The sequence below is a fragment of the Armatimonadota bacterium genome, from assembly GCA_016125185.1.
Classification (GTDB): domain Bacteria; phylum Armatimonadota; class Fimbriimonadia; order Fimbriimonadales; family Fimbriimonadaceae; genus Fimbriimonas.
Genome location: WGMG01000004.1, coordinates 24959 through 49761, shown reverse-complemented (window position 1 = coordinate 49761; position 24803 = coordinate 24959). Strand labels below are relative to the sequence as shown.

Sequence of the window (24803 nt, the reverse complement as noted above, 5' to 3'; positions counted from 1 at the left end):
CTCGGAATCGTAGACATTTCCCTATGGCGGGAACTTCGTGATGCCCACCTTCCCAAAACGTTGAACTTCGTTCATCGGATTTCGAGGGCTTGGAGTCCGCACCCTTAAAGCCGTTTTACAAGGGCCGTGTTACAATGACACTACGGTGGTTGGTCGAGAGGCGGTGAACTGGGAGCGGTGGGCGATTCGCGATTGGGCTTTCGGGCCGATCCTTGCCATCCTCATCACCTTGACCGTTGCCATCGCATTCAAGAATATCGCGATGGCGTGGTTCATGGCTTTGCTCACCCTTGGGGCGTACTCCGGGCTTCGATATCTTGAGCAGCGGGTGCCGTCGCGCGTTTTGTCGGTTCGTTCGTCGCTGACCATCGCGGGGGTTGTGCTCTTTGGCTTTGTGTGGCAGGTCTTCGATAGCCTTCGGACGACGAAGGCGTCGTGGCAAGAGCTTGTTTCGACGGGTCTTATCATGTATGTTATGGTATTGCCGTTCGCGCTCTTTCACTTCGGACCCGGGCTGCTTGGCGTCTTTAGCCGAGAGAGAAATCGGTCATGATGACGGTTGCCCCGAACCCGCATTGGTGGGCCGAGGAACCTGCTGTCTACCACTATCGTCGGAATCCTTGGCTCCTTCGACTTGCCTTTTTGGGCTTCACTCTTATCATCTTAGGGCCGTTTATTGCGGGAAAGATTTACACTTTCGTGTATTTCTTGGGAATATTCTTAACCTTTCCTTACTTTTGGCAACCCTTATACAAAATGAGGATCGAGACTCGGTTCAATCATGTCTCGGTCTACGTCAGCAACGCGCTGACCATCCACGAAGACATGCGAGAGATCGTCTCGCTGGTGCCCTACTACAAGCGCGGAAAGCTCGACCACTATCTCGTCACATTCTCTAACGGCAAAACGCTCGCCATTTTCCCGAGCCTCGAAAACCTGGACCAGCTTCTCGCCAAACTACGTTCCCACCTACCGGCGACGCAATCTTAATCCGAAGCGGGTAAACCTTACCGACGCGTGCCGATCATCGAAGCCACCCATCTGTGCAAGACTTACCTCACCACCAAGCGGGGGAAGGGGTTTGGCGGCGCGATCAAGAGCCTGATTCGGCCCGAGCGGACGGAAGTAAAGGCGGTCAGCGACGTCAACCTCACCATCGAGGAAGGCGAAATTGTCGGATTTTTGGGTCCGAACGGCGCGGGTAAAACGACCACGCTGAAGATGCTGACCGGGATTTTGTATCCGACCTCCGGCGAGTGCCACGTGATGGGGTACCGGCCCACGGACCGAAAGCCGGAGATGCTGAAGCGAATTTCGCTGGTGATGGGCAACAAGCAACAGCTTTGGTGGGACCTGCCGGCGATGGACTCGTTTTTGGTGTTCAAGGAGCTGTACGAGGTGCCTGATGATCTGTTCAAAAAGCGCCTGGACCAGTTGATCGAAGCGCTCCAGTTGGCCGACAAGGTGGACACGCAGGTGCGGCGGCTTTCGCTGGGAGAGCGGATGAAGTGCGAGTTGGTGGCGGCGTTGCTTTATGCACCGAAAGTTATTTTTCTGGACGAGCCCACGCTGGGTCTGGACGTGGTGAGCCAGAAGCGCATTCGGGAGTTTCTGCAGGAGCTTCATGAGCAGGATGGCTCGACGATCGTGCTGACGAGCCACTATATGCAGGATGTGCAGGAGCTTTGTCAGCGGGTGGTCATCATCGACCACGGGACGCTCGTGTTCGATGGATCGCTGGAGAAATTGGCGCAAATGGATTCGGGAGAGAGCCAAATTCAGCTTCAATTTGACCGCGATGTGGCTGAAGCCGACCTTGCGCGATTTGGGTCGGTGTCGTCGGTGGAGGGCAACACGGCGTGCTTGACGGTTGCGCGGGCCGAGGTTCCGGCTGCGCTATCGGGCATCCTGGGGGCGTTTCCGGTTCAGACGCTTTCGGTCGAAGAGCCGCCGCTAGAGGACGTGATTCGCCGCCTCTTTTTGGATCGAAACCTCAGCTTGCCGGATACGAAATAGCGGTCGACCATTTCCCGGTAGCGGGCATAGCTCGGCTCGTCCCACTGCTCTAGTTCTTCAAACACGCCGTCTTCGACCACCTTCGCGAGGTCGTCTCCGCGGAGCATCCATTGGTAGTAGTGCCGGTCGCCGTGAGCATAGGGGCCGTAGATTAAGCTTCCGGGAAGGATTTGGCAGAGACGCTGGAGGAGTCCTTCGTGTTGAACGTTCATCCTCAGCGTCAAATGGGGTGTGCGACCGTCACCGCCGAAGCTCCCTTGACCAGCAAAGAACCCCAAGACAAACCCTTTTTCAACCTGATTCATGTTTCACTGAACATTTTAACGTGAAACATTGGCATTTGGTATCATTTATTTGCACCCCAAGACAGGGAGGTGTGCAAAAACACACATGGAACAGATGGAATTTCCGCCTCGGTATGAGGCGACGAATGTTGAATCGAAATGGTATGCCGCCTGGGACAAAGCGAATCTCTTCGCCCCCAGCCCCGACACGACGAAAAAGCCGTACTGCATCACCATTCCCCCACCCAATATCACCGGCTCGCTCCACATGGGGCACGCGCTGTGCTACCCGTTGCAGGATGTGCTCGGTCGATATCAGCGACTGCTTGGTAAGCGGGTTTTGATCCTACCCGGACAAGATCACGCGGGTATTGCGACGCAATCCGTAGTTGAGAAACAGCTTCGCAAAGAAGGTTCGAGTGGCGCTCAGCTTGGTCGAGAGAAGTTTGTCGAGCGGGTTTGGCAGTGGCGCGAGGAGTCGGGAAGCACGATTTTGAACCAGTTCAAGGCGCTGGGTTGCGCATTTGACTGGTCGCGGCTACGCTTTACGCTGGACGAGCATTACGCGCAGACGGTTCTGCACGTGTTCGTCGATTGGTACAACAAGGGATTCATCTACCGCGGGAAGCGGGTGGTGAACTGGGACCCGAAGCTGAAGACCAGTGTTTCGGACATTGAGACCTTGCGCGAGGTGCGCAAAGGGCATCTGTATCATATTCGTTACGACTTCGTAGACGGCTCGGGTTCGATCGTGATTGCGACGACGCGGCCGGAGACGATGTTGGCCGATATCGCGGTGGCGGTGCACCCTTCGGACAAGCGATATGAGGGCAAGATCGGCAAGAAGCTTCGTTTGCCGTTGGTTGGTCGCGAGATTCCGTTGATCGCCGACCTGTACCCCGACCCTGAGTTTGGTACCGGCGCGGTGAAGATCACGCCTGCGCATGACCCTAATGACTACGAGGTGGGGGCTCGACACAACTTGGCGATGCCGGTCGCGCTGAATCTCGATGCTCGCATTTCGGCGGCGTGGAACCGTGAATTTGAACCTGAATTCGTGTCAGCGATCGAAAAGTACGAGGGCATGGATCGATACGAGGCTCGTAAGCAGATCGTGGCTGATCTGGAAGAAGCAGGCGTTTTGGTGGAGATCAAGGACCACGAAATTCCGATCATCATCAGCGATCGAAGCGGCGAAGTGATCGAGCCGTTGTTGAGTGAGCAGTGGTTTGCGCGGCAAGGCGAGTTGGCCAAGCCGGTCATCGAGGCCGTGCAGAAGGATGAGGTGAAGTTCACTCCAGCGCGCTACAAGGACATCTTTTTGGCGTGGATGGAGAGCATTCGGGACTGGAATATCTCGCGTCAGCTCTGGTGGGGGCACCGCGTTCCCGCGTTCTACGCGGAGGACGGCGACGTTTTTGTGGCCGTTTCCTGGGAAGAGGCGCAGAAAATGGCGGGCGATAAGCCGATCGTGCGGCAGGACGACGATGTGCTGGACACGTGGTTTAGCTCGGGCATGTGGCCGTTTGTGACGCTTGGTTGGCCGGAGGCGACGGAGGATATGAAGACATTCTATCCCACCGACGTGCTGATCACCGACCGAAACATCATCAATCTGTGGGTTGCGCGAATGCTGATGATGGGCTACGACCTGGTGGGCGAGAAGCCATTTGGCGACGTGATGATCTATGCGACGGTCATGCGCGAGGATGGTCGACGCATGAGCAAGTCGCTGGGCACGGGCATCGACCCGATGGGCGTGATTGAAACGCTTGGCGCCGACGCTCTGCGCTGGACGCTTCTGAGCCAGACGGGTGAGAACCAGGAGCTTCGATATAGCGACAAGAAGACGCAGGATGCGCGGAACTTCTGCAATAAGATCTGGAATGCGACGCGCTTCGTGTTGATGAACGTGGACAGCGTTCCAAGCAAGCCCGAGAATCTGCAAACGGTCGACAAGTGGCTTTTGAGCCGGTTGGTGGCGACGGAAAAAGAGGTCCGAGCGGCGTACGATCGGTTCGATCTGCAGTCGGCGTGTCAGGCGCTTTACCGCTTCTTTTGGAGCGAGGTTTGCGACTGGTACATCGAGATTTCGAAGTCGCGCCTGCAGGATGATGCGCAGAAGCGGACCCCGCAGTGGGTGCTTTTGACGGCGTTCGATGCGTTTCTGAAGATGCTTCACCCGGTCATGCCGTTCATCACCGAGGAACTGTATTCCCGTCTGCCGCTGGAGGGTAAGTCGCCGTTCATCATGGCGGCGGATTGGCCGGCGCTAGGCGACGATCTGGCGCACGCCGAGGCAGAGCAGGAGATCGAAGCTGTGTTTGCCGCGACGAGAGCCCTGCGGGCATTGCGGGCCGAGATCGACTTGAAGCCGCTTCAGCAGATCGAGACGGTGTTCTACGAAGGCGACCTGAAGGGCAACGAGGGCATCGTGTCGTCTCAGGCGTGGGTTCAGAGCCTTCAGCCGGGTCGTCCGTCGGGGCGATTTGTCTCGGCGACGTCGGGCGGACTAGATTTCCATATCGCGGTCGAAGGTTTGATCGACCTGGACAAGGTTCTGGAGAGCATCAAGCGCGACCTAGAGAAGTCGGCGAAGGATGCGGCGGGCCTGCAGTCGCGGCTGGATAATCCGCAGTTTGTGGAACGGGCGAAGCCGGAGATCATCGAGCGGGATCGGGCGCTACTGGAGGAGCTAAATCAGCGGATGGAAAAGCTGAAGGCTCGTCAGGCATTGTTGGAGGCGTAGGGCCTCACGAATCATCTACCCCTCCTTCCGGGAGGGGATTTCGTTGGTTCCTACTTGGTGTTGGTCACTGGTAAATCTCCGCTTTGCACACAAACCAGCATAACTCCTTTGTACGGCTAAATCTGCGGATTTTCCCCTCCCGTCGTTCCTAGGAATCGGAACGACACCCTCCCCAGATTTCCTACGGACAATCTGGAGAGGGACTTTACAACTCCACCCGTATCCAACTACTTCGTGACTGGGAGGAGGGATTGGAGGATGAGGAGGGAGATGGGGGCGGTGGCCATCAGGCTATCGATTCGATCGAGGACTCCTCCGTGACCGGGCAGGATCGTGCCGCTATCTTTCACATCGGCCTTGCGCTTCAGCCAGCTTTCGAAGAGGTCGCCGGCTTGACCGAGGACGCCGCAGTTGAGGCCCAGGAGCGCCATCCAGGCGAGCGGGTAGTGGAAAATAACGCCGAGCACAAGGCCAGCGAGCACGCAAGCGAGGAAGTTTCCGGCCGCGCCCTCCCAGGTCTTTTTGGGTGAGATATCGGGGGCCATTTTGTGCTTGCCGATCGCCTTACCAACAAAGATGGCGGCGGTGTCACCGCACCAGATCGGGATCGCAGCGGTCATCAGGAGCGGCCAGAAGGCGGGGTTTTTGGCCGATGCCAGCAGGAAGAAGGGCACGAGCGAGCAATACACCCAGCAGAAGCCGGCGGCTCCGGCGATGAATCGACTGTCTTTTGCCATGCCGTACCAAAGAAGCGGCATCGATACGAGAAAGGCAACTACCAGAATCGACAAAGTAGGTCCGGCAAGAAAGATCGAGAGTCCGACGGCGAGCAGGAGAGGAATCCAGAGGAGTGGGACGCGGATCAGTTTGCCGAGCTCGGAACCGACCACGCCCGCGATGAGGACGACGAGGATGCGGGTCGCCCATCCGGTGGGATCGAGAAAAAGAGCCCCCACGACAATGGCTAGGAGCACGATTGCCGTGAGGACTCGTTCTTTCACGCGTTTAGTTTACAAGGAGTAGGGGGTTTGGTCACGTTCATCTTTTCCTACCTCACCGCTCAAAAGCCATTTCCCTCGCGATGCTCGGCGGGAACTTCGTAAGGCTTTACAGTCCCTACTAGGCCTTCCTCGTTTGTTCGAGTTAGTGGATTGGCCCTCACCCGTCACCTGACACAGGTCAGGCGACACCCTCTCCCAATTTCCTACGGAGAATTAGGAGAGGGGATGTTAGTCTGTCGGTTGTTCGACTTCGGCGTTGATCAGCTTCAGCGCGACCTGGGTGCGGTTTTCGCACTTCAGCTTGCGCATGATCACGCTGACAAGGTTCTTCACGCTCTGCTCGCGCAGGGACGAGACTTCGGAAATCGTTCGGTTAGACATTCCCTTGGCGACCAGTTCGGCGACTTCATATTCGCGGCGGGTCAGGGCGTTGCCTTTGCGGTACGCTCGCTTGCCTTCGCGCGGGTTGGTGCGGGCAGGAACGCGGGAGGACAGCGCGGAGACCGACTCGTACAGGTCTTCGGCCGAGGCGGAGCGGGAGATGAGGGCGTCGACGTTGGATTCGTCCGCCTCATCGCTTTGGCTTCCGATCATCGCCAGCACAAAGTCACCCACGGCTCGGGCACCGAGAAGGAACTGAACTTCATCGACATCCAACTCTTGGCTATCGACGATCAGGAGCTGGGCGCTCGCTTGTTTAGCGCTGGAAACCAGGCCCTTGGCCGTCGTTTCTCGCGCCACGACCTGCAGGCTTCCTCGTCTATCCAGCAGGCCCGATAGGGCATCGAGGAAGAGCCTTTCTTTCGAAAACACAGCTATTCGCATCATATCTCTATCACAAAGGTCGCCAATCCAGAATAATTGGCTTTTGTTAGTCTATTCATAAAATACGCGAATAACCACCCTAATTCGCTATCCAGTACGAAAAAGGGGTGCAAATGTGGGAATTTCCCTGTTCCTTGGTACCAGGAACAGGGATTCTGCCTTACTTAAGGATTGACTTTGACCTTGATCGTCGTCGTGTACGGCGTCTTCAGTCCGTATTCGTCGGAGACCGTCAGCGTGATCGTGAACTCGCCGTTCGGTCGCATGGTGGCCGGGTTCTTCAGGTCGTTGCTGGCGGTTCGGAACCGGTAGTTGACCGATTGACCTTCGGCGTCGACTTGGATGCCGTCGGCATCGTCGAAGTCCCACGTGTACTTGAGGACGCTGCTTCCGCCGTAGCCGGTTGCAGAGAATGTTAGCGTGTTGTTGACGCTGCAGACCGCGGTGCGGAAGTTCGGTTCGGCGCGAATCGGGGTTCGATCGCTAATGACTCGGAGGTCGCCTACATAGAAGGCGGTCGAGACGTCGCCGCTGAAGCTGATGTCCTTGATGACCTTGTTGGTCTTATCGAAGCCTTTGATGGCCTGAAGCGGGATACCCGCCTGCTTCCATCCTCGCTCCACGCCGACCGTGGTCGAAGCCGGAATGAGGGCCTCGCTCTTCTTGCCGTCGGTGGTGCTGATGATCAGCCGCATGGTCTTGAGGGTGTCATCGGAAGCCGAGCTTGAGGTTCCACCCGGTCCGCCTTGGCCGAATCCGCCAGGAGCGCCCGGGAATCCGCCCGGTCCACCCTGTCGTCCACCGCCGCCGGTGGGAGCGCCACCGCGCTGTCCGCCGCCGCCAAAGCCACCGGCACCCGCTGCGCCGCCGAATCCGCCTGCGCCTGCCGCGCCGCCTTTACCGCCGCCGCCAGTGCCCGTGCCAGCAGCACCCGGAAGGCCACCGGCCTTACCGCTGCCACCGCTCGAAACGGTTGCGTCGAGCGACTTAAAGGTGATGCGAAGCAGGTTGGATTTGTCGTCGTAGGCCGAAGCGAGGTCGACCGGCTTCATCCATGTGAGGATGCCGCCTTGGAAGAGATTCTTGGTGGTGACGCGAATGGAGGTCGTGCCCTCATAAGCATCCTCCTCGGTCTCGGAACAGATGCCGCTGCCCCAGCTCCTCAAGGAAATGTCTTGATCCTTGATCGAGATTCCGGGCCGATAGAGCGTGGTTCCGTCCTGCGGGGCCGCGATCAGCGTGACCAGTGATGCTAATAAGATGCTGCTCAATTTTGATTCTCCAAGCGTGAATTGTAACGTTAGACGCGAAAACGTTCAATAGATTTCGCTCGTCCTGTATCTTTTTCGACGCAAATCCGTACCCCAGAGATTACACCAGGTTCGTTCGCAACTTCAAATTTCTCGGGCAAACCGGTGCGGAAGCGGCGAAGAATGATGTCTCGATCCATGCCTAGGACGCTATTGACGGGCCCACACATGCCCACATCGGTGATATAGGCGGTGCCTCCGGCGAGGATTTTTTCATCGGCGGTGGTGACGTGGGTATGGGTACCCACGACGGCGGTGGCGCGGCCCTCGCAGTGATAGCCCATCGCGATTTTCTCGCTGGTGGCCTCGCAGTGGAAGTCCAGAAATCGGTGCGGGGTTTGGAGGTTGGCGGTCAACTCGTCGAAGGCGCGGAACGGGTCGTCGTACATCGGGTCCATCATCACGCGACCGCAGATGTTCATGACGGCGAGCTGGATACCCTGCTTTTGAATCTGGATGAGGCCCTTGCCGGGGACCGTCGGAGCGACGTTGTGGGGCCGCACGATCGGCTTGCCGGAGTTCAGATACGCCTCGATCTCGCGCTTGTTGAAGGCGTGGTTGCCCAGAGTGATGGCGTCGGCGCCGTAGCCGAGAAGCTCTTCGGCGATGTTGCTGGTGATGCCGATTCCGGCGGCGGTGTTCTCGCCGTTGATGATGGTGAAAAGCGGCTGGTACTGGGCGATGAGGCCGGGTAGACCCTCTTTGACGGCGGTTCGACCGGGCCGCCCGACGACGTCGCCGAGAAAGAGGATCGTATATTCGGACACGGAGGTCATTATGGCAGTTCTTGGGTTACGGGCGGGGGACTTCCGGTGTCTGGATTTCGTTGCGGACCCTTCCTCTCATTAGGCCCGTTCGGTCGTTTCGGCTAACTTTCAGCGGTGGTTATCGGATGATAGCGGCGGACGATGGTGCAGTAGGCCCACTCGATCGCAATGAGTGGTAGGAGCGTCACGACATAGGCGCCGACGATCAGACCCCAAAAGGTCCCGAGGAAGGCGCGAAAAATTCGGTATGGGAGTTTGTTCGAGATGGGACTGGGTAGGAAGAAGTGCTGAGTCATCTCGTACATCCCCTTGGCGAACCCAATGTTCGGGATGGCGGAGGGATCGTTCTCCGGAGGACTATTGGTAGTAACGAAGTACGTCGTCATCGCACCAAAAACATTGAAATTGAAATAGTTGAGCGGCCAGGCTCGGTAGCTCCTCGTCAAGCCCTCAAAATTGATCAAGTAAGTGAAAACCATCATGATAGCCGCTGCGTAAATCATGCGATTTGCCGCCGCTTTCATCGCAAAATTGGCTTCCTTGTAGTCCCTCACCCGGATGTCATTATAGCGGGGTCCAGCAACAATCCAAAGCTCAACCAGGATTGGGCACTCACAAATGGATGTCCCTCGTTTGTCCCCTCCATCCCTGCACCCTTCCTCCCCGGGGAGGAAGGGACTTCGATCCTCAAGCGGAGAGATGAAGGCGTTACGTTTTTTGCCCTCGGGGCGCTTCAACCTTATAATGTGGCTATGGACCGGCGATGGTGGGCGGTTGTTTGTCTAAGCGTGATCGCGGTTGGGTGCGGACCAAAGCGCGAGTCGCCAACGCCAGCCACCGCCGCCACACAGCCCAAGACTCCTTCTGGCGAGCTCGAGACGATTCCGGGCAAGGACCAGAAGCTCGTCGAGATCTTCGACCAGCGTGGCGAGGGCATTGGCAACGCGGCCCAGCGCGGCATGATCTTTCGAGCCTTCAGCTTCGCCTTCATCAACAACTCCAAGCGCGAGATCGCCGAGATCTCGGTGAAACTGGAGACGCGCGAGTGGCCCTCGGGCAAGCTGGTGTACGCCTGCAAGCCGGGCACGGCCAAGATGTTTTCCAACCTCGCCATTCCCTACCACGGGAGCATTTTGCCCAACCTGATCTCGACCTATTCGATCCCGATCCGGTTCGATCTGCCCGTCGGGGCGTGGCGGGCCGATACCTACGACAGCTTCACCATCACGGAGGTGAAGGTCTTCAAGGATGGGCAGGACCTGCACGACTTTGGCCACCTCTATACCAAGCTGGCCAACAGCACGTCAAAGGAGGCGGTGGCGTTGTTTCAAAGCGACCCAACCCTATGCACCGCCGCCAGCACGAACAATCTGACGGCCACCCACGCCGCCTTTGCCACCAGCGGCGAAGAGGTCATTACGTACGTGCTGAAGCATGGCGGCTCGATCCGCGATCGGACCAAGACGGGTGGAACCGTGCTCGACTATGCGCCTCTTTCGCCGGATACGACCTCGCTGGACGTAGCGGTGCAAAACGGCGGGCCGAACTACATCAACCCCGTGGGCCAGACGCCGTTGCAGAAAGCCGTCATGGCTCGGAACTATGACGCCGCGAAGTGGCTCCTCGACCACGGAACCAAGCCAGATCATGAGGACCAGCGGGGCGACACAGCAGCGACGATGGCGATCACCGGCGGGCGTTGGGACATTCTCGACCTGTTGGTGTCCAAGGGGGCCGACCCGCTGCGCGTGAACGTCAGTGGGTATGGCTGGATGCACTATGCGGTGTGGAACTACGGAATGCTTCCGTACGTGGCCAAGTACCACGTGCCGGTGGACCAGACGCACCCGCCGACGAACCTTACGACGCCGCTGATCTTTGCCGCGCAGAACGGCCGCAACGAGGTCGTGCAGTGGCTGGTGGCCCACGGCGCGAACCCGAATGCCAAGGATGTCGGCGGAAAGACGGGCGCGGACTACTCCAAGAGGGCTAACACGCTGGGCACCGATTCGTTCTTTTGGGACGCCGTGAAACGCGGTCGCAAGGAAGCGAGCAAGGCAAAGACCGCGAAGGTCTGAGGCAGACTAACCTTTCTTCTTGCGGTCGGCGAGGCCCTGCTGAACGGCTTCGAGGTAGAAGCGATCTGTTCCGAGCGTATTGGATTTGCTGGCCAATTCGCTGGCGGTCTTGCCATCCGCCGATTTTGCCTTGGTGTTGGCACCGTGAGCCACCAGCCACCGAACCGCATCGTTTTTGCCCATGGAGGCGGCTAAGAGGAGCGGGGTCATTTGGGTGGGTGGACCGGACTGATCGATTGGGACCTTGTAGGCATCGACGTAGTCCAGCATCCCGGGGTTGAGCACCGCTTGGTGGAGCCAGCCCCAGCCCTTTCGGTTGATGAAGTTTGGCTTCGCTCCGCCATCGACGAGCAGTTTGAGGCAAGGAGGGTAGCCGGCGCCGATCGCAGCCATGCCGGGCGTGGTGCCGGAGTTATCCTGGATATCGAGGTTGGCGTGGTGGTCGATCAGCCAGCGAACGGCCTTGCGGTTGTCGCAGTTGACAGCCTTTTCGATAGGCGCCATGCCGAGGGCGTTTTGGTGGTTGACATCGCCGCCAAACTGCTTGACCGCGATCTCGAGGGCGGCGGTATCGGTAGAAATCGGGGCGTAATCCAGGATCGTGCCGCCACGGGTCGTCTTGTCGGATAGCGATCCGCCGTGGGCAAGCACAAAGTCGATGACGGCTTTGCCGCTGGTGGCAAAAGCGAGGTGCGTACTGGTGAGGTTGATGTCGTTTTTGAGCTTGCAGAGGGTAGGGTCCTTCTTCAGCACCGAGAGCACCTCGTCGGGAGTGGCGGTGCGCATGAGGGTGTAGAGGTGGCCCATTTGGTGGTAGTCGGTGGGGTTTTTGTAAGCCCGGACCTTCGCGATCTCGAACGATTCGTAGGTGTCGGTGCGCCAGCTACTGCTGGGCATTTCCCAATCGAACGACTCCAGCAGGGCGCTCTGGTTTTCGGGCAGGAGGCTTCCGACGTAGGGAATTTGCGAGCTGGCAAACGACTTGATGGTCTTGACGCCGCAGTCGTAGACCACGGCCTTGGTCCCTCTCTCCCGCATCACCATGCGAATGTCGATTTCGCCTATTTCGCGCTTGGAACGGTTTCGGAACGAGAAGGCGAAGGAGCGGATGATGTTGCCGGGCGTCTTGGATTCGCGGAGGTTGGTGTAGAGATGGTTGAACAACTGAACGGCGTTCTGTTCCTTGCCATCGAACGTTTCGTAAGTTTGCGCGGACGCAGTGACGCAGGCCGCGATCGCGAGGATGGCCGAGAGCCATCGCCAACCCTGTTTCATGTCGCCATTATAGGCCGTTTGGGGTTGGCGTGGGTTGAGACTCCTGTGAACGATTCCTCGCGCTTTTACCTCCCCACCGTCTTCCGCTAAGAGCGGAAGACGCCTCGCCCGGGAAGGAACGTGGCCGGTCTGCCGACTCACAACTATTCCTTAGCATGGGCCACCCAAGGCTGGTGCCGCCTCTAAAGGTCAACCATCCCCGCACATGTACCAGCCCTAACTCACCCAGGACTAAAGGCGGAACCCAGAACCATCGCCTTTTGTTGTCCGTTCCTGAGTAAGATGGTTTCGACCGTGCCACTAGTGTCCATCAGAAATCTAACCGTGCGTTACGGGTCGTTTGTCGCCCTCAACGATTTCTCTTGCGACATCGAAGAGGGGTGCACCGGTCTGTTGGGTCCGAACGGTGCCGGCAAGACGACCCTATTAAAGACGATTCTCGGATTTATCCGCCCCGAAAACGGGACGGGCGACATCCTCGGCCTCGACCTGCACAGCGACGGCCGCAAGATCCGCCAGCGCGTTGGCCTGATGCCGGAGCAGGATTGCCACATTCCCGGCCTCTCCGCCGTCGGATTTGTCGCCTATGCCGGAGAACTGGCGGGAATGCCCGCCGACCAGGCTTTGCGCCGTGCCCACGAAGTGCTGGAGTACTCCGGCCTGGGCGAAGCACGCTACCGAAACGTCGAAACATTTTCGACCGGCATGAAACAGCGCATCAAGCTAGCCCAAGCGATGATCCACGGGCCGAAGCTCCTGCTTTTGGACGAGCCAACCAACGGCCTCGACCCCAAGGGGCGCGAGGAGATGCTCGACCTCATCAAGGACATTTCGCACGGCAAAGGCGTCAACGTCCTCATCAGCTCGCACCTGCTCCCAGATATCGAGCGAGTGTGCGATCGCGTCGTAGTCGTGCTGAAGGGCCAGTTGGTCTCCCAGGGCCGAATCAAGGACCTGAAGGCGATCGAAGGCCAACCGCTGGATGTCGACCTCCGCGAGCCTAGCGACCTCTTTCTCGAACAGCTTCGCGCGAACGGCGCCCTTGCGGCGGCGATGAAGCACACCACCTACCGAGTGCAAGTCTCCGGCACCCGCGAACACGCCATGGCCACCATCCTCGGCATCGCCAAGACGTCCGGCGCTCAAGTGCGCGGCGTGAAACTCGCCGAAAGAAGCCTCGAAGAAGCCTTTCTGGAGGCGATCCAACAATGAGCGCCCCCGTCAATTCCCCCATCGCCGACCTCAGCTACCGCCACTACGACGGCCCGCTGGAGTCGCCCGTCGCCCGCTGGTGGTCCATCGCCAAGATGACCATGAAGATGGCGACCAAGAAGCGCGGCTTTTGGGGCTGGTCGATCTTCAGCGCGTGGTGGTACATCATCTTGCTCGCGGTCTTCTGGTTCGTCGACAACATCCTCGGCGGCGGTGGCGCGGCCGGTTCCAGCATCTTCCTCAAACAGATCGTTTGGAAGGATCAGTTCGTCCACGCGTTCTCGTTTTCGCAGATGATTTTGATGGTGGTGGCTCTGCTGGTTGGGGCGAGCTCCATCGCCAACGACAACCGCTCAAACGCCCTGCTGGTGTACCTCAGCAAGCCGTGTACGCGGTTCGACTACGTGTTCGGCAAGTGGCTGGGCGTGTTCCTGCTCATCACCGGCGTGTCGCTGGTGCCGATGATGGTGTTCTACCTGTATGGGTACATGAGCTTCCAAGACTACGGGTTTTGGAGCCAGTCGCCGTGGCTGTTCCTGCGCCTGATCTTGGTGTCGGCGGTGGCGGGCTCACTCCACGCGTCGCTGTCACTGGGGGTCAGTTCGCTGTTCAACCAAGGCCGCTTGGCGGGCGCGACGTATGCCGGAATGTACTTCCTGTCGTACATCTTCACCGTCATCATGGCTGGCTTCAACTCAGCGGCGGTGTTCGGCGGAAGCAAGCCGTTCGGCCCCATTCGCCAGTTGTTCTACTGCTCGATCGACGGCATTCAGATCGGCATGGCCAAGCTGATCGTGGGCACAGATGGATCGCAGATCTTCCCCGGCATGAACGGCGGGCCCGGTCGAAGGCGCGGACCGGACTTTGGCGGTGAACGCCGCTTCAACCCCGAAGACCTCATCATCGGCGCGCCCCACGCGGCGTGGATCGTGCCGCTGTTCTTCTTCCTCGTCACCACCGGATTCCTCATCGCCTGGAGCCGCGTCAAGGCCGTGGAGGTGGTCTAGATGATTCAAATTCAGAACGCCTCGCGCTGGTACGGGCAGATCATCGGCGTGAACGACATTACGTGCGAGATCGGGCCGGGAATCACGGCCCTGCTGGGCATGAACGGCGCGGGCAAAAGCACTCTGCTGAGGCTCATCACCGGGCAACTGCGGCCCACCACTGGCGGCGTCAAGGTCTTTGGCCACGAGCCATTCGGCAACCCGGATGTGTTTAAGCACCTCGGCTATTGCCCCGAGATCGACAACTTCTACGAGTACATGAGCGGCTTCGAGTTCGTGCGGTACATGGCGCGATTGAGCGGGTTTAGCCCCGCCGAAGCCAAGAGCCGCTCCGAGGAGATGATCGCCCACGTGGGAATGACCGAGCGCGCGGGCCGAAAGATCAAGGGGTATTCCAAGGGCATGCGCCAGCGCATCAAGCTTGCGCAAGCGATGGTCCACGACCCCGACATTATCCTACTGGACGAGCCACTGAACGGACTGGACCCGGTGGCGCGGCATGAGTTTTTGGGCGTGCTGGAGTCACTGGCCCGGAACGGCAAGACGATCCTCGTCAGTTCGCACATCCTCTACGAGGTCGAGCAGATGACCCGCTCGATCCTGCTGCTCCATCGTGGACGACTGTTGGCGACCGGCGACCTCACGGTCATCCGCGAACTCATCGACAAGTACCCGCACAAGGTGCGAATCGAGACAACCGAGCCCCGGCTGGTGGCCTCGAAGTTGACCGAAATGGCAAACATCGTCAGTGCGAAGATCGACGAGCGCAACGGCGAGATTCAGCTTGAGGTCCGCGATCCCAACGTCTTCTATGACTCACTTTCCACCCTTGTTCTTGAACAAAACATGCCTATCCTGAGCTTCAACAGCCCCGACAACAATCTGGAATCGGTGTTCCAGTACTTGGTGGAAGGATGATCGTTCCATTCCAATTTCTGCTCCGCGACGCGTTGCGATTCCGCAAGCTGGTGGCGTGGCTCATCCTCGCCGTCGCCGGGTTTGCCCTGGCTGCTAGCTGGCACTATCTGTCGCGTGGAAGCGAGACACCCATCACGGCAACCGACCGGTATGTCAACGTCGTCAACCTCCTCGTGTTTCGGCTTCTGCCGCTGGCCTCGGCGATCTACACAACCATGGTGGTGAGCCAAGAGGTCGAGCAAAAGACCATCGTGTACCTATTGACGCGCCCCCTCGACCGATGGCAACTGCTGGTCGGGCGGTGGATGGCGACGGTGACGGCCGTGCTCATTATCTCGCTCATCGGCATGGTGGCCACGATCCTCGGCGCCGGAGGCTTTGGCCAGGTGCATGTGGCGTTCCCTCGCGACCTGCTGGCGATCTTCCTGGGTGCGGCGGCGTACGGCTCACTGTTCCTATTCGTGACGCTTGTCTTCAACCGCGCGCTGATCGTCTGCGTGCTGTTCGCGTTCGGGTGGGAAAGCTCGGTGCCGAACTTGTCGGCGGGTCTGCAGAAGCTGTCGATTTTGGCGCATATGCAGGCGATCGCGAACCATCCAGACTCGCAGGGTGGCAAGAAATTCCTGGAAGCCATCTCGGGTGTGCTGGGTGAGAACACCCTGTCCGGCGCGTCGTCGGCGTTCACCCTGATCGTGTTTTCGGTGGTCATGGTCGGCCTCAGCGCGTACTGGTTTACGACGAACGAATACATCCCCCGCGAAGATTCGGAGTAGGGCTCCTTTCAGGGCAAAGGGCTTGCTTTGCTAGGCAAGGGCGTAAAGTCTTAGCCTTCTGCTTCCTGCCTTCAGCTTTCTGCTAGAGAATTGAATCCCTTCCTCCCGAGGGGAAGGAAGGGTGCAGGGATGGAGGGGGCAAGGCGGGACATCCATTTGGGAGTGCACAACCTGCAACGCTGAGTCTGTGTCCCCATATACGCGCCACCCAGATCCTTGCTTTCCTATCGCAGTCCCTCCCGCTAAATCACACCCGATTTTCCGCCCCATAACCCAACGACGCAGGGAAACCGTACACCAGCCACCCCTCATCGTGGTAAACCTTCCAGCAGAGCGAATTCATGGCACGATTCGAAATTTCTGACGACTACCTCAAGCGGTTCCTGGTGGACCTTCTGCAGACGCCCAGCCCAACGGGCGACACCGAGTATGCGATCAGCCTCATCGAAGGCGAGCTGATGAACCTCGACATTCCTACCACCCGCACCACCAAGGGTGCACTGTTGGCTCACCTCGAGGGCCTGCGCGACAGCGCCCCGAAGGCGCTGACCGCCCATGTGGACACCCTCGGCTTCCAAGTCAAAGAGATCAAGTCGAACGGCCGACTCAAGTTGAAGGCGCTCAACGGCATCATGTGGCCGACCGTCGACAGCCAGGTCGTCACCATCTCGACCCGCGACGGACGGCAGATCACCGGCTCGATCGTGTTCGAGAACGGTGCCGCCCACGTGAACAAGGACGCCACCGTGGCCGCCCGCAACTCGGAGAACCTGGAGGTCCGCCTGGATGAACTGACGACAAAGGCCGAAGAGACCCGCTTCCTCGGTATCGAGGTCGGCGACTACGTGTACCTGGACCCGCGCACCGAGATCACGGCATCTGGCTTCATCCGCTCGCGATTCTTGGACGATAAGGCGAGCGTCGCCTGCGCCATCGCCGCCCTTGAGGCCCTGAAAAAGAGCCAATTAACGCCGGTCCAGCGCACCACCGTGCTGTTCTCTAATTTCGAAGAGGTCGGCCACGGTGGAATGGACGGCCTGCCGCCCGACCTGGCTGAACTCGTCGTGCTCGACATGGCGTGCGTGGGCGTCGGCCAGAATGGAACCGAGCTCAACTGCTCGATCTGTACCGCCGACAGCTCCGGCCCCTACAGCAAGAACTTGACCGACCGCATTCGCAACCTCGCCGAGCGGCGCGGCATCGAACTGAAGCCCGACATCTACCCGTACTACGGAAGCGACGGAAGCGCCTATTGGCGGTCTGGCGGCGGCGCGGAGGTCGCCTTGATCGGCCCCGGCGTGGACACCAGCCATGGCTACGAACGAACCCACATCGACGCCCTGCGCGACACCGCCCAACTCATCGCCGAGTACCTGATCGACGAATAGTGATCGGACTTCTTCGCGGGGTGGTCGTCGAGGTCGAGGGGAACCTCGCTCTCGTCGAAGTGGCGGGCGTAGGGTACGAAGTCATCGTGCCGGATTCGGTCCTGGGTCGCCTGGGTCCCAAGACCGAAGTCACGCTGTATACACGGCAGATCTTCCGCGAGGACGGGGTGACGCTGTGCGGGTTCCTGGATCGCAATGAGCGGCGCGTGTTCGACCTTTTGCTGGACGTGAAAGGGTGCGGGCCACGCGTAGCTCAGGCCCTGATCGGCCAGGTCGGCGCGGACGCAATCTCTGCCGCGATCGTCGGGAGCGACGCCAAGACCCTCTCCCGCGCCTCGGGTGTGGGGCAGCGGCTAGCCGAACGCATTATTCTCGAGCTTCGCCCCAAGATCGAAAAGGGGACGCTGGTGCTGGGCGGAAGCGCGGCAATGGCGGTGGTCTCCAGCCCAGATCGCGACCTTGTCGAAGCCCTGCTGACGCTCGGCTACCGACGCCAGGACGCGGAAGCGGTGGTCGGCAAAGTCGACGCCGGTTTGGCGTTGGACGAACGAATCAAACAGTCCCTCTCGCTGCTGAAAAAAGGCTGAGGCCGGGGAGCGGAGTTCTCCATCACTAAATGATGCGGTCCACTGTCGCAACAACGTCCTCTCCTAGCAATTGAGGAAGATTGGGTCATCAGTGCTCGGTTGTCACGTGTAGCCGGAAGCTATGCGGGAAACGAAATTACTCATCCTCATCAAGAGCAAAATTTAGCGGGTGTTCGGCCACAAATCTCTCGTACGTCATCCCCTCAAGCAGCGGCCCGCTGAACGTCATCAGCGAACCCCAGAACCCACGCGTCGCCGCCTCGCCCCGCGAGGTCTCAAACATCTTGAACTCCTCCACTTTGTACGGGCAGGTCTGCCATGCTTGCTCCTCTTCCAGCCCAGGAGTCACCTCCAACACCTCGATCACAAATGGCTCGGTCTGCCGCCACCGAAACAATTGGTTCGTGGTCGAACCAAACATCCGAATCCAGAACATCACGGCGTAACCGTCGGGAAACACGATGACCTTCTGCTCCAGGGGCTCACTGCCGAAGCTAGGCTCCGACCATGAGCCGACTAACGTCGGGCCGAACCGTTCCTCCGCAACCGAGAGATCGAACGGCTCAGCCTGCGGGCGAGGATTCGTTGGTAAGCCCTCGACGAACTTCTTCCCCGAGGCGTCCTCGATCAGCGCCACCAGTTCGCTGGCCCCGTCGATAGTGGACTCGAAGGCCGCCTGCTTTCGGTCGTTGAAGTACACCCGATAGGTGGTCGGCAGGATCGGCGACCAAAAAGGGCGGAGCATATGCAGGTGGTACACGGAATCAAGCGATTGCACGAACTTCTCCTCACCCTCAGGTCCATACAGCCCAAGCGTCCCTCCTTCGATGACGATCGACCGCTTGCGCAGTACCCGCCGCTCATACACGCCAAACGCGCCTACCATCAGGGAAAAAAGCACAATGAAGGCCGACATCATCGGCGATTTGTGACTCTGCAGGTCGTTCTGTAAGCCCAAGACGCCGCCGAAAACCATCAGCGCCACGATGACGAAGGTGAACACGGCCCATCGCCGCTTCTTGCGTCCGTCGAAAACGAAAACCTTCCTCATACCGCTTCAATCACAAGGAGGCATGTAGCGATCCCACCAATTGCTCCGCAAACGACCACTTGCCCGAGCCCACTTCCTGCGTCTTCCCGCTCGGAAGCGTCACCGTTGCCGTCGTGTTCGCCGGAATCTCGATCGACAACCGGAATCCCTTCGCATCCTTCGTCCACGACGACCGGATCCAGCCGTACGGCGACAGATGCGCGCCCTTAGCCCACGTCAGATCGCCCACCGGCGTCGGACGGATCAGGATGTGCTTGAACGCCGGCGTCGCCGGGTCCAGACCGATGCCGGCCAGCCACTGCATAAACCAGTTGCTGACGTCGCCAAACATGATGTGGTTCATCGAGAACTCGCCTTTCCAGTCCTCCCACAGCGTGGTCGCGCCCTGCTCCATCCACCAGCCCCAGCCGGGTTGGCCCTTATGGTTCACGATCTTGTACGCCACGTCGGTCCGCCCGTTCTCGCTGAGGGCCCGCAGAATGAACTTCGCACCGATGATGCCGGTGTCGATATGCCCCTGCGACTCTACGTTCTTCACCAGTGCGTCCAACGCCGCCTGCTTCTGGTCGGCCGGGACCAAGTCGAAGTAGATCGCCAGGGCCAGCGCCGTCTGCGTGTCCTCGCCAAACTTCGCCGGGTCGTAGAAGTGACGGTCGATACCGTCTTTTACCCGCGCCGCCATCGCCTCGTATTTCTCAGCCTCGGCAGTCTCGCCGCTTAGCCGAGCGCCGCGAGCCACGATCGTTGCGTCCAGGTACAGCATCACCGACGACGTCAGCTTGCTTGACGTCTCCGTCTTCCAAGGAAGCCAGTCGCCCAGGCTGTCGAAGTCCACCACCTCGTCCTTCGCCATGCCGTACAAGTGGTCCAGGTACCGCTTCACGTGCGGGTAGGCCTGCCGCAGAATTCGCTCGTCGCCCAAGTAGTTCGTCATGTCGTTGGCGATGATGCCGAACGCGCTGTCCCACGACGGGTGCGTTGCGCCGTTGCCCCATCCACCGCTGGGAATAATCAGGCTGAACGCCCCGCTTGGCTTCTGATCGTCGGCGTAGTCGCCCAGCCATTTGGTGTAGAACGACGCCGAATCGAAGTTCATCAGGCCCGCCTCGCATGCCAGGTGCGCATCGCCGGTCCACCCGTTCTTCTCGCGCTGGGGGCAGTCCGTCGGGATGCTCTGCGCGTTGCTGAGGTACGAGTACCGCGTCGCATGCTGAATCTTGTTCAGCAGGTCGTTGGAGCACGAAAACTCGCCCGCGCTAGCCAAGTCCGTATGCGCAAACCGCGCTTCGAACATGTCCGGTGTCGGCTTGGATTTCAGGCCCGTCACCTCGACGTACTGGAAGCCGGAGTACGAGAATCGCTGTTCCCACTGCTCGGTTCCTTTGCCTTTGGCGATGTAGACGTCGGTCTGGAACGGCTGGGGCGGGGTCGCCTTGTCCATGTACACGTCGATCTCGTCGCGGTGGATCATGCCCTTCGCGTCGATGCGCTCGCTATAGCGCATGCTCACCTTTTGGCCCGCGTCGAACCTGCCATGGATTCGCACGTGGCCGGTCAGGTTTTGGCCGTAGTCCAGCACGTACACGCCCGGCTGGGGTTCCGAAATCGTCTTGGGCTTGAGGGTTTGGGTGATGCGGACCGGTGGGCACGGCAGAGCGTGAAGCTCGCCCTTCGGTACCGCCATCTCGCTGGCCTTACCCCAAGCCGAGTCGTCAAATCCGGCCTTGTCCCAGCCCGTCAGTTCCTTGCTGGCGTCGTACACCTCGCCGGTGTATATGCCGTCGAACAGGATCGGGCCGGTGGTCGCGCGCCACGTCTCGTCGGTCACCACGTCCTCGGCTTTGCCGTCCGCGTACTCGATCCTCAGCACCGCCCGAAGCTTCGGACGGTCGCGCCACGGCGCTTTTTCGAACCGCCACGTGGCGAGGTCATGCACGTCGTACCAGCCGGTGCCCAGTACCGCTCCGAGGCAATTTTTACCGCTGTGCAGGGCGGCCGTCACGTCGTGAACCACGTACAGCACGCGCTTATCGAAATTGGTATAGCCTGGGTCGCGCTCGGTGTCGCCCACGAGCTTTCCGTTCAGACTCATGTCGGCGTACGCCAAGCCGCACACGGTCAGCCGCGCGCGCTTGATGCGGCCCGAAACGGTGAATTCTTTGCGCAAGTAAGGGGCCGGATTGACCTTCGGCTCACCCGGAATGCCGATCCATTCGCTCGCGCCCCAGTCTTCGTTGTGAAGCAGGCCCATCTCCCATTCCTGGGGCTTGCTCCAGCCCGAGGCGTTGCCGTCCTTGTCCCACACCCGCACCTTCCAGAAGCACGGCTGGCGAGAACTCAGCGCGTGTCCAGCGTAGGCGATCTGAGTGCTGGCGTCCGAGGCCACCTTGCCGGTGTCCCAAAGGTCGCCTTTGTCGCCCTTGAGCAGGTCGGCGGTCGAGGCGACAAGGATTTGGTAGGCAGACTGCCGCCAGTTCGACGTCGACGTCTCGGTTATCCAACTAAGGCGCGGCGACGTCGTCTCGACCGCGAGCGGATGAGCAAGGTACTCGCACCGCAGGTTGGCCAGGTTCAGGGCGGAATTCGACGGAGTGCTCATGGCGACGAAGGCGGCAAGCAATGCGCTCATCGACTTGTAATTTACCGTGATGCAACGGCGAATGGGCGGTTACGTCATCGACTCGGCACGAGGTTGGACATTATTCAGGGCAAAAGGGGCTCGCTTCGCTAGGGCAAGGGACGAAGAGGGTTGGCGGTTTGCAGAAAACAAAACGAAGATAAACTAGTCGTAGCACCGGTAAAGACGTCTGCGAAGCTGGGATTCGCCAGTGCTAACTGTCCAGCATTAACACGTTTAGCTCCCTGCTTCGCAGGCGTCGTTAAACGCGCCACCTCACCCAATCAACGCATCTTCATATCGTCTTCAGAACATTCTTCTATCCTCCATCGTGTAAGCACCCATACCACGAGGAAGCGATGATCACCCGACGGACATTACCGACCCTGCTTTCCCTAGCCGCCTTGAGTTTGGTGTGCGTTTCGCCGGCCCAATTCGACGACTTCGGTACTGCCGCGCCCGCCAAGCCATGGGCTGACCTCAAGCTCGACAAGAAGAAAAAGGTCAAGCTCGATTTTCACAACGCGAACATTGACCTCGTGCTCCGGTTCTTCTCCCAAACCGCGGGCGTCACCATCATCAAGGACCCGACGCTGACCGGCACGATGAGCATCCTGACGCCCAACGAGGTCTCCCTTAGCGATGCGTTCGGCGTCTTTTCTGCCGCGCTCGACCTTAAGGGCTTTCAGTTCCAAAAGCAGGACAGCTTCCTTGTCATCAAAGCGAAGCCGAAGGCGGCTACTGGCCGCGGCGGTGCGAACGGATTTCCCGGCGGCGGACCGGGCGGCGCGAATGCATTCCCCGGGGGCGGAAGCACGAGCTTTCCCGGCGGTGCCAGCCAAAGCTCTTCGACGGTCAAATCGGAACTTCGAACCTACACCCTGAAGTACGCCAGCGCAGCCTCGGTGGCGAAGGCCATCAACGACGCCTTCGCGCAGTCCGGCTCCAGTACGTTCGGTGGTTTCAATGGCGGCGGGTTCAACAACGGCGGCTTTAATGGTGGCGGACCCGGTGGTGGCCCAGGCGGAGGGCCCGGCGGCGGTGGACCCGGCGGGGGGCCAGGGGGAGGACCGGGTGGCGGAAACGGCCCGAGCGTCCTGCTCACCCTCGTCGACGAACTTGCCGAGCCAGCCGAACCAGTAGCCCAGCGACAACGACAATTTGGCCAAGGCGGACCCGGCGGCGGTAACAACACCGCTTCGAACTCCCAGGGCCTTGTGCGCGCCTCTTACGAAGAGTACAGCAACACCGTCATGGTGTACGCCCCGCTCTCGCTCCAAGTGCAGGTTGCCGATTTCATCAAGAAGATCGACGTTGACGTCAAACAGCCGCTCGTGACCAAGCTCTACCCGCTCACCTATGCTTCAGCGCAGGACCTGGTGACGCCGATCCAAAGCGTGCTCTCGGCAAACGCCCCGACTGGGCGCGGCGCATCAACCTCGACGCAAACCCAGGGATTCGGACCATTCCGAACCCAATCCACCCAGGCCAACTCTGGCACTGCGGCGGCGGAGACACGCTCTAACTCGCTCATCGTGACCACCACCGAGCAGAACCAGGTGATCGTTAAGCAACTGATCGAGGGCATCGACAAGGAAGTGGTCTCGCTGGACGCCAGCGCGGTCATCCCGCTCGCCAACGCTAAGGCGACGGACATGGCCACCCTCCTCAACCAGGCTTTCGGCTCCCGGTCGGGATCCAACCGCACCACGAGCACGGGCACGACTTCCCGAACGTCGTCCACGACTTCGACCAACACCCAACGCACCAACAACACTGGTGGCGGGTTGGGCGGCTCGACGACCGATCCGCAAAGCCTCTACGTGCAGATGAAGGACCCGACCGCTGAGTCTGGCGAACTCGCCGCCAATGTGACGGTCCAGCAGGGCATCGGCGGGTTCGGCAACTTTGGCCAGCAAAGCAATCGAACGTCATCTACGTCTTCAACTAGCAACAGCTCGATCAGCCGCGACGCCCAGGGCAAGGTGGTCAACACCACCGACCTCACCGGCCGCGTGACCATCGTCGCCGACCCCAACACCAACAGCCTCATCGTCGTGGGCGACCCCGACGCCGTCGAACGCCTGAAGGTCATCCTCGACCAACTCGACAAGATTCCCCAGCAGGTCGTCATCGAAACCATGATCGTCGAGGCCAGCCTCGATTCAGAATCCAAGCTCGGCATCGAATGGTCGCTCGCCCAACCGAAGGCGTTCGGCGTGACCGGCTCGACCGGCAAGGTGGGAACCAACTACGGATTGGGAAGCGCGGACTCCTCCAACCAAGGTTTCAAATACACCCTCACGGGCGGCAACCTCAGCGCGTACCTCAACGCGTTCCAAACCGACCAGCGGTTCCACGTCCTCTCCACCCCGCGTATCTTCACGTCCAACAACGTGCAGGCCAGCATCAACATTAGCCAGTCGGTGCCGTACGTGACCAGCCAGCGCGAGGACACTAACGGCAACCTGGTCTTCAACTACGCCTTCCAGGATGTCGGCATCGTGCTCACCGTCACTCCGCAGATCAGCCCGGCGGGAATGGTGACGATGGAGGTGACGCAGACCGCCAACGAGCTAACCGGCTACACGTCCTTCAACGCGCCTCTCGTCAATCAGCGCGAGGCCAATACCACCGTCTCGGTGAAGGACGGCGACACGGTGGTGCTGGGCGGCATCATGGGCAAGACCGTGACCTCGACCACCAACAAGGTGCCGATCCTGGGCGATCTACCGCTCCTCGGCAACCTGTTCAAGTCCACCAGTCGGTCGGACTCCAAGACAGAGCTTCTCGTGTTCCTCACACCCCGCATCGTACGCACCCCAGCCGACGCCCAAGCCGACATGGAACGCCAGAAGAAAGAATTGACCCCCGAAACACAGAAGAGAATAGGCAATTAAAACGCCATCCAAAGCGTGGTTAAGCGGGCCCCGACTTCCCCGGGC

20 protein-coding genes and 2 pseudogenes are annotated in these 24803 nt (G+C 59.7%); 13 read left to right on the top strand and 9 right to left on the bottom strand.

Translation table 11 applies throughout. The features are described 5' to 3' along the window. The first annotated feature begins 145 nt into the window (after positions 1-145). The 3 genes from GC165_05755 to GC165_05745 all read left to right on the top strand — a co-directional run bounded on the left by GC165_05755 (position 146) and on the right by GC165_05745 (position 2016). Complete coding sequence (locus GC165_05755; protein MBI1332364.1) at positions 146-553, top strand: hypothetical protein; 408 nt, start codon at positions 146-148, stop codon at positions 551-553. Positions 554-756: 203 nt separating this feature from the next. Continuing rightward, the gene (locus tag GC165_05750; GenBank protein MBI1332363.1) at positions 757-990 is read left to right on the top strand and encodes a hypothetical protein; all 234 of its coding nucleotides are present in this window, start codon (positions 757-759) and stop codon (positions 988-990) included. Positions 991-1017: 27 nt separating this feature from the next. Further along, positions 1018-2016, top strand: coding sequence for an ATP-binding cassette domain-containing protein (locus GC165_05745; protein MBI1332362.1), 999 nt, complete (start codon positions 1018-1020; stop codon positions 2014-2016). Here GC165_05745 and GC165_05740 read toward each other — a convergent pair. Then, positions 2013-2321 (bottom strand): annotated as a pseudogene (locus GC165_05740) (hypothetical protein). The gene GC165_05745 and the pseudogene GC165_05740 overlap by 4 nt on opposite strands. Positions 2322-2406: 85 nt before the next feature. Here GC165_05740 and GC165_05735 point away from each other — a divergent pair. Continuing rightward, positions 2407-5049, top strand: coding sequence for a valine--tRNA ligase (locus GC165_05735; protein MBI1332361.1), 2643 nt, complete (start codon positions 2407-2409; stop codon positions 5047-5049). Positions 5050-5276: 227 nt separating this feature from the next. Here the strand turns inward: GC165_05735 and GC165_05730 are convergent, their stop codons facing one another. The 3 genes from GC165_05730 to GC165_05720 form a co-directional block, all read right to left on the bottom strand. Further along, positions 5277-6050, bottom strand: coding sequence for a hypothetical protein (locus tag GC165_05730; protein MBI1332360.1), 774 nt, complete (start codon positions 6048-6050; stop codon positions 5277-5279). Between the two features lie 228 nt (positions 6051-6278). After that, on the bottom strand, positions 6279-6878 hold the full coding sequence (locus GC165_05725) for a hypothetical protein (protein MBI1332359.1): 600 nt from the start codon (positions 6876-6878) through the stop codon (positions 6279-6281). A gap of 161 nt (positions 6879-7039) precedes the next feature. Further along, positions 7040-7570 carry a PKD domain-containing protein gene (locus GC165_05720; GenBank protein ID MBI1332358.1) on the bottom strand — a complete coding sequence of 177 codons (531 nt, stop codon included), beginning with the start codon at positions 7568-7570 and terminating at the stop codon, positions 7040-7042. Between the two features lie 139 nt (positions 7571-7709). Here GC165_05720 and GC165_05715 point away from each other — a divergent pair. Continuing rightward, a pseudogene (locus GC165_05715) lies at positions 7710-7799 on the top strand (energy transducer TonB). A gap of 376 nt (positions 7800-8175) precedes the next feature. On the opposite strand, the gene GC165_05710 reads toward GC165_05715, so the two are convergent. Then, on the bottom strand, positions 8176-8961 hold the full coding sequence (locus GC165_05710; protein MBI1332357.1) for a TIGR00282 family metallophosphoesterase: 786 nt from the start codon (positions 8959-8961) through the stop codon (positions 8176-8178). Between the two features lie 92 nt (positions 8962-9053). Then, positions 9054-9506 (bottom strand): hypothetical protein, encoded by a 453-nt coding sequence (locus tag GC165_05705; GenBank protein MBI1332356.1) that lies wholly within the window; start codon positions 9504-9506, stop codon positions 9054-9056. Between the two features lie 198 nt (positions 9507-9704). Here GC165_05705 and GC165_05700 point away from each other — a divergent pair, with 198 nt between their 5' ends. Further along, positions 9705-11030, top strand: a complete 1326-nt coding sequence (locus tag GC165_05700; GenBank protein ID MBI1332355.1) for a hypothetical protein — start codon at positions 9705-9707, stop codon at positions 11028-11030. A gap of 6 nt (positions 11031-11036) precedes the next feature. On the opposite strand, the gene GC165_05695 is transcribed toward GC165_05700, so the two are convergent. Beyond that, the gene (locus GC165_05695) at positions 11037-12305 is read right to left on the bottom strand and encodes a hypothetical protein (protein MBI1332354.1); all 1269 of its coding nucleotides are present in this window, start codon (positions 12303-12305) and stop codon (positions 11037-11039) included. 282 nt (positions 12306-12587) lie between these two features. Between GC165_05695 and GC165_05690 the strand changes: the two genes are divergently transcribed. The 6 genes from GC165_05690 to ruvA all read left to right on the top strand — a co-directional run bounded on the left by GC165_05690 (position 12588) and on the right by ruvA (position 18190). After that, positions 12588-13517 (top strand): ATP-binding cassette domain-containing protein, encoded by a 930-nt coding sequence (locus tag GC165_05690; protein ID MBI1332353.1) that lies wholly within the window; start codon positions 12588-12590, stop codon positions 13515-13517. Next, on the top strand, positions 13514-14524 hold the full coding sequence (locus GC165_05685) for an ABC transporter permease subunit (GenBank protein ID MBI1332352.1): 1011 nt from the start codon (positions 13514-13516) through the stop codon (positions 14522-14524). Before GC165_05690 ends, GC165_05685 begins: the two co-directional genes overlap by 4 nt. Continuing rightward, a complete protein-coding gene (locus tag GC165_05680; protein MBI1332351.1) occupies positions 14525-15442 on the top strand; it encodes an ATP-binding cassette domain-containing protein in 918 nt (305 codons plus the stop codon). Continuing rightward, positions 15439-16215, top strand: coding sequence for an ABC transporter permease subunit (locus tag GC165_05675; GenBank protein ID MBI1332350.1), 777 nt, complete (start codon positions 15439-15441; stop codon positions 16213-16215). Before GC165_05680 ends, GC165_05675 begins: the two co-directional genes overlap by 4 nt. Positions 16216-16556: 341 nt before the next feature. Next, entirely contained in the window at positions 16557-17603 is a 1047-nt protein-coding gene (locus GC165_05670) for a M20/M25/M40 family metallo-hydrolase (protein MBI1332349.1), read from the top strand. After that, positions 17468-18190 carry a Holliday junction branch migration protein RuvA gene (gene ruvA / locus GC165_05665; protein ID MBI1332348.1) on the top strand — a complete coding sequence of 241 codons (723 nt, stop codon included), beginning with the start codon at positions 17468-17470 and terminating at the stop codon, positions 18188-18190. The genes GC165_05670 and ruvA overlap by 136 nt, the downstream gene beginning before the upstream one ends. A 136-nt stretch (positions 18191-18326) precedes the next feature. On the opposite strand, the gene GC165_05660 is transcribed toward ruvA, so the two are convergent. Continuing rightward, a complete protein-coding gene (locus tag GC165_05660) occupies positions 18327-19241 on the bottom strand; it encodes a hypothetical protein (protein MBI1332347.1) in 915 nt (304 codons plus the stop codon). 10 nt (positions 19242-19251) lie between these two features. Next, on the bottom strand, positions 19252-21870 hold the full coding sequence (locus GC165_05655; GenBank protein ID MBI1332346.1) for a Bacterial alpha-L-rhamnosidase: 2619 nt from the start codon (positions 21868-21870) through the stop codon (positions 19252-19254). A 347-nt stretch (positions 21871-22217) separates the two neighbouring features. On the opposite strand from GC165_05655, the gene GC165_05650 reads away from it, so the two are divergent. Continuing rightward, complete coding sequence (locus GC165_05650) at positions 22218-24758, top strand: hypothetical protein (protein ID MBI1332345.1); 2541 nt, start codon at positions 22218-22220, stop codon at positions 24756-24758. Positions 24759-24803: the final 45 nt, after the last annotated feature.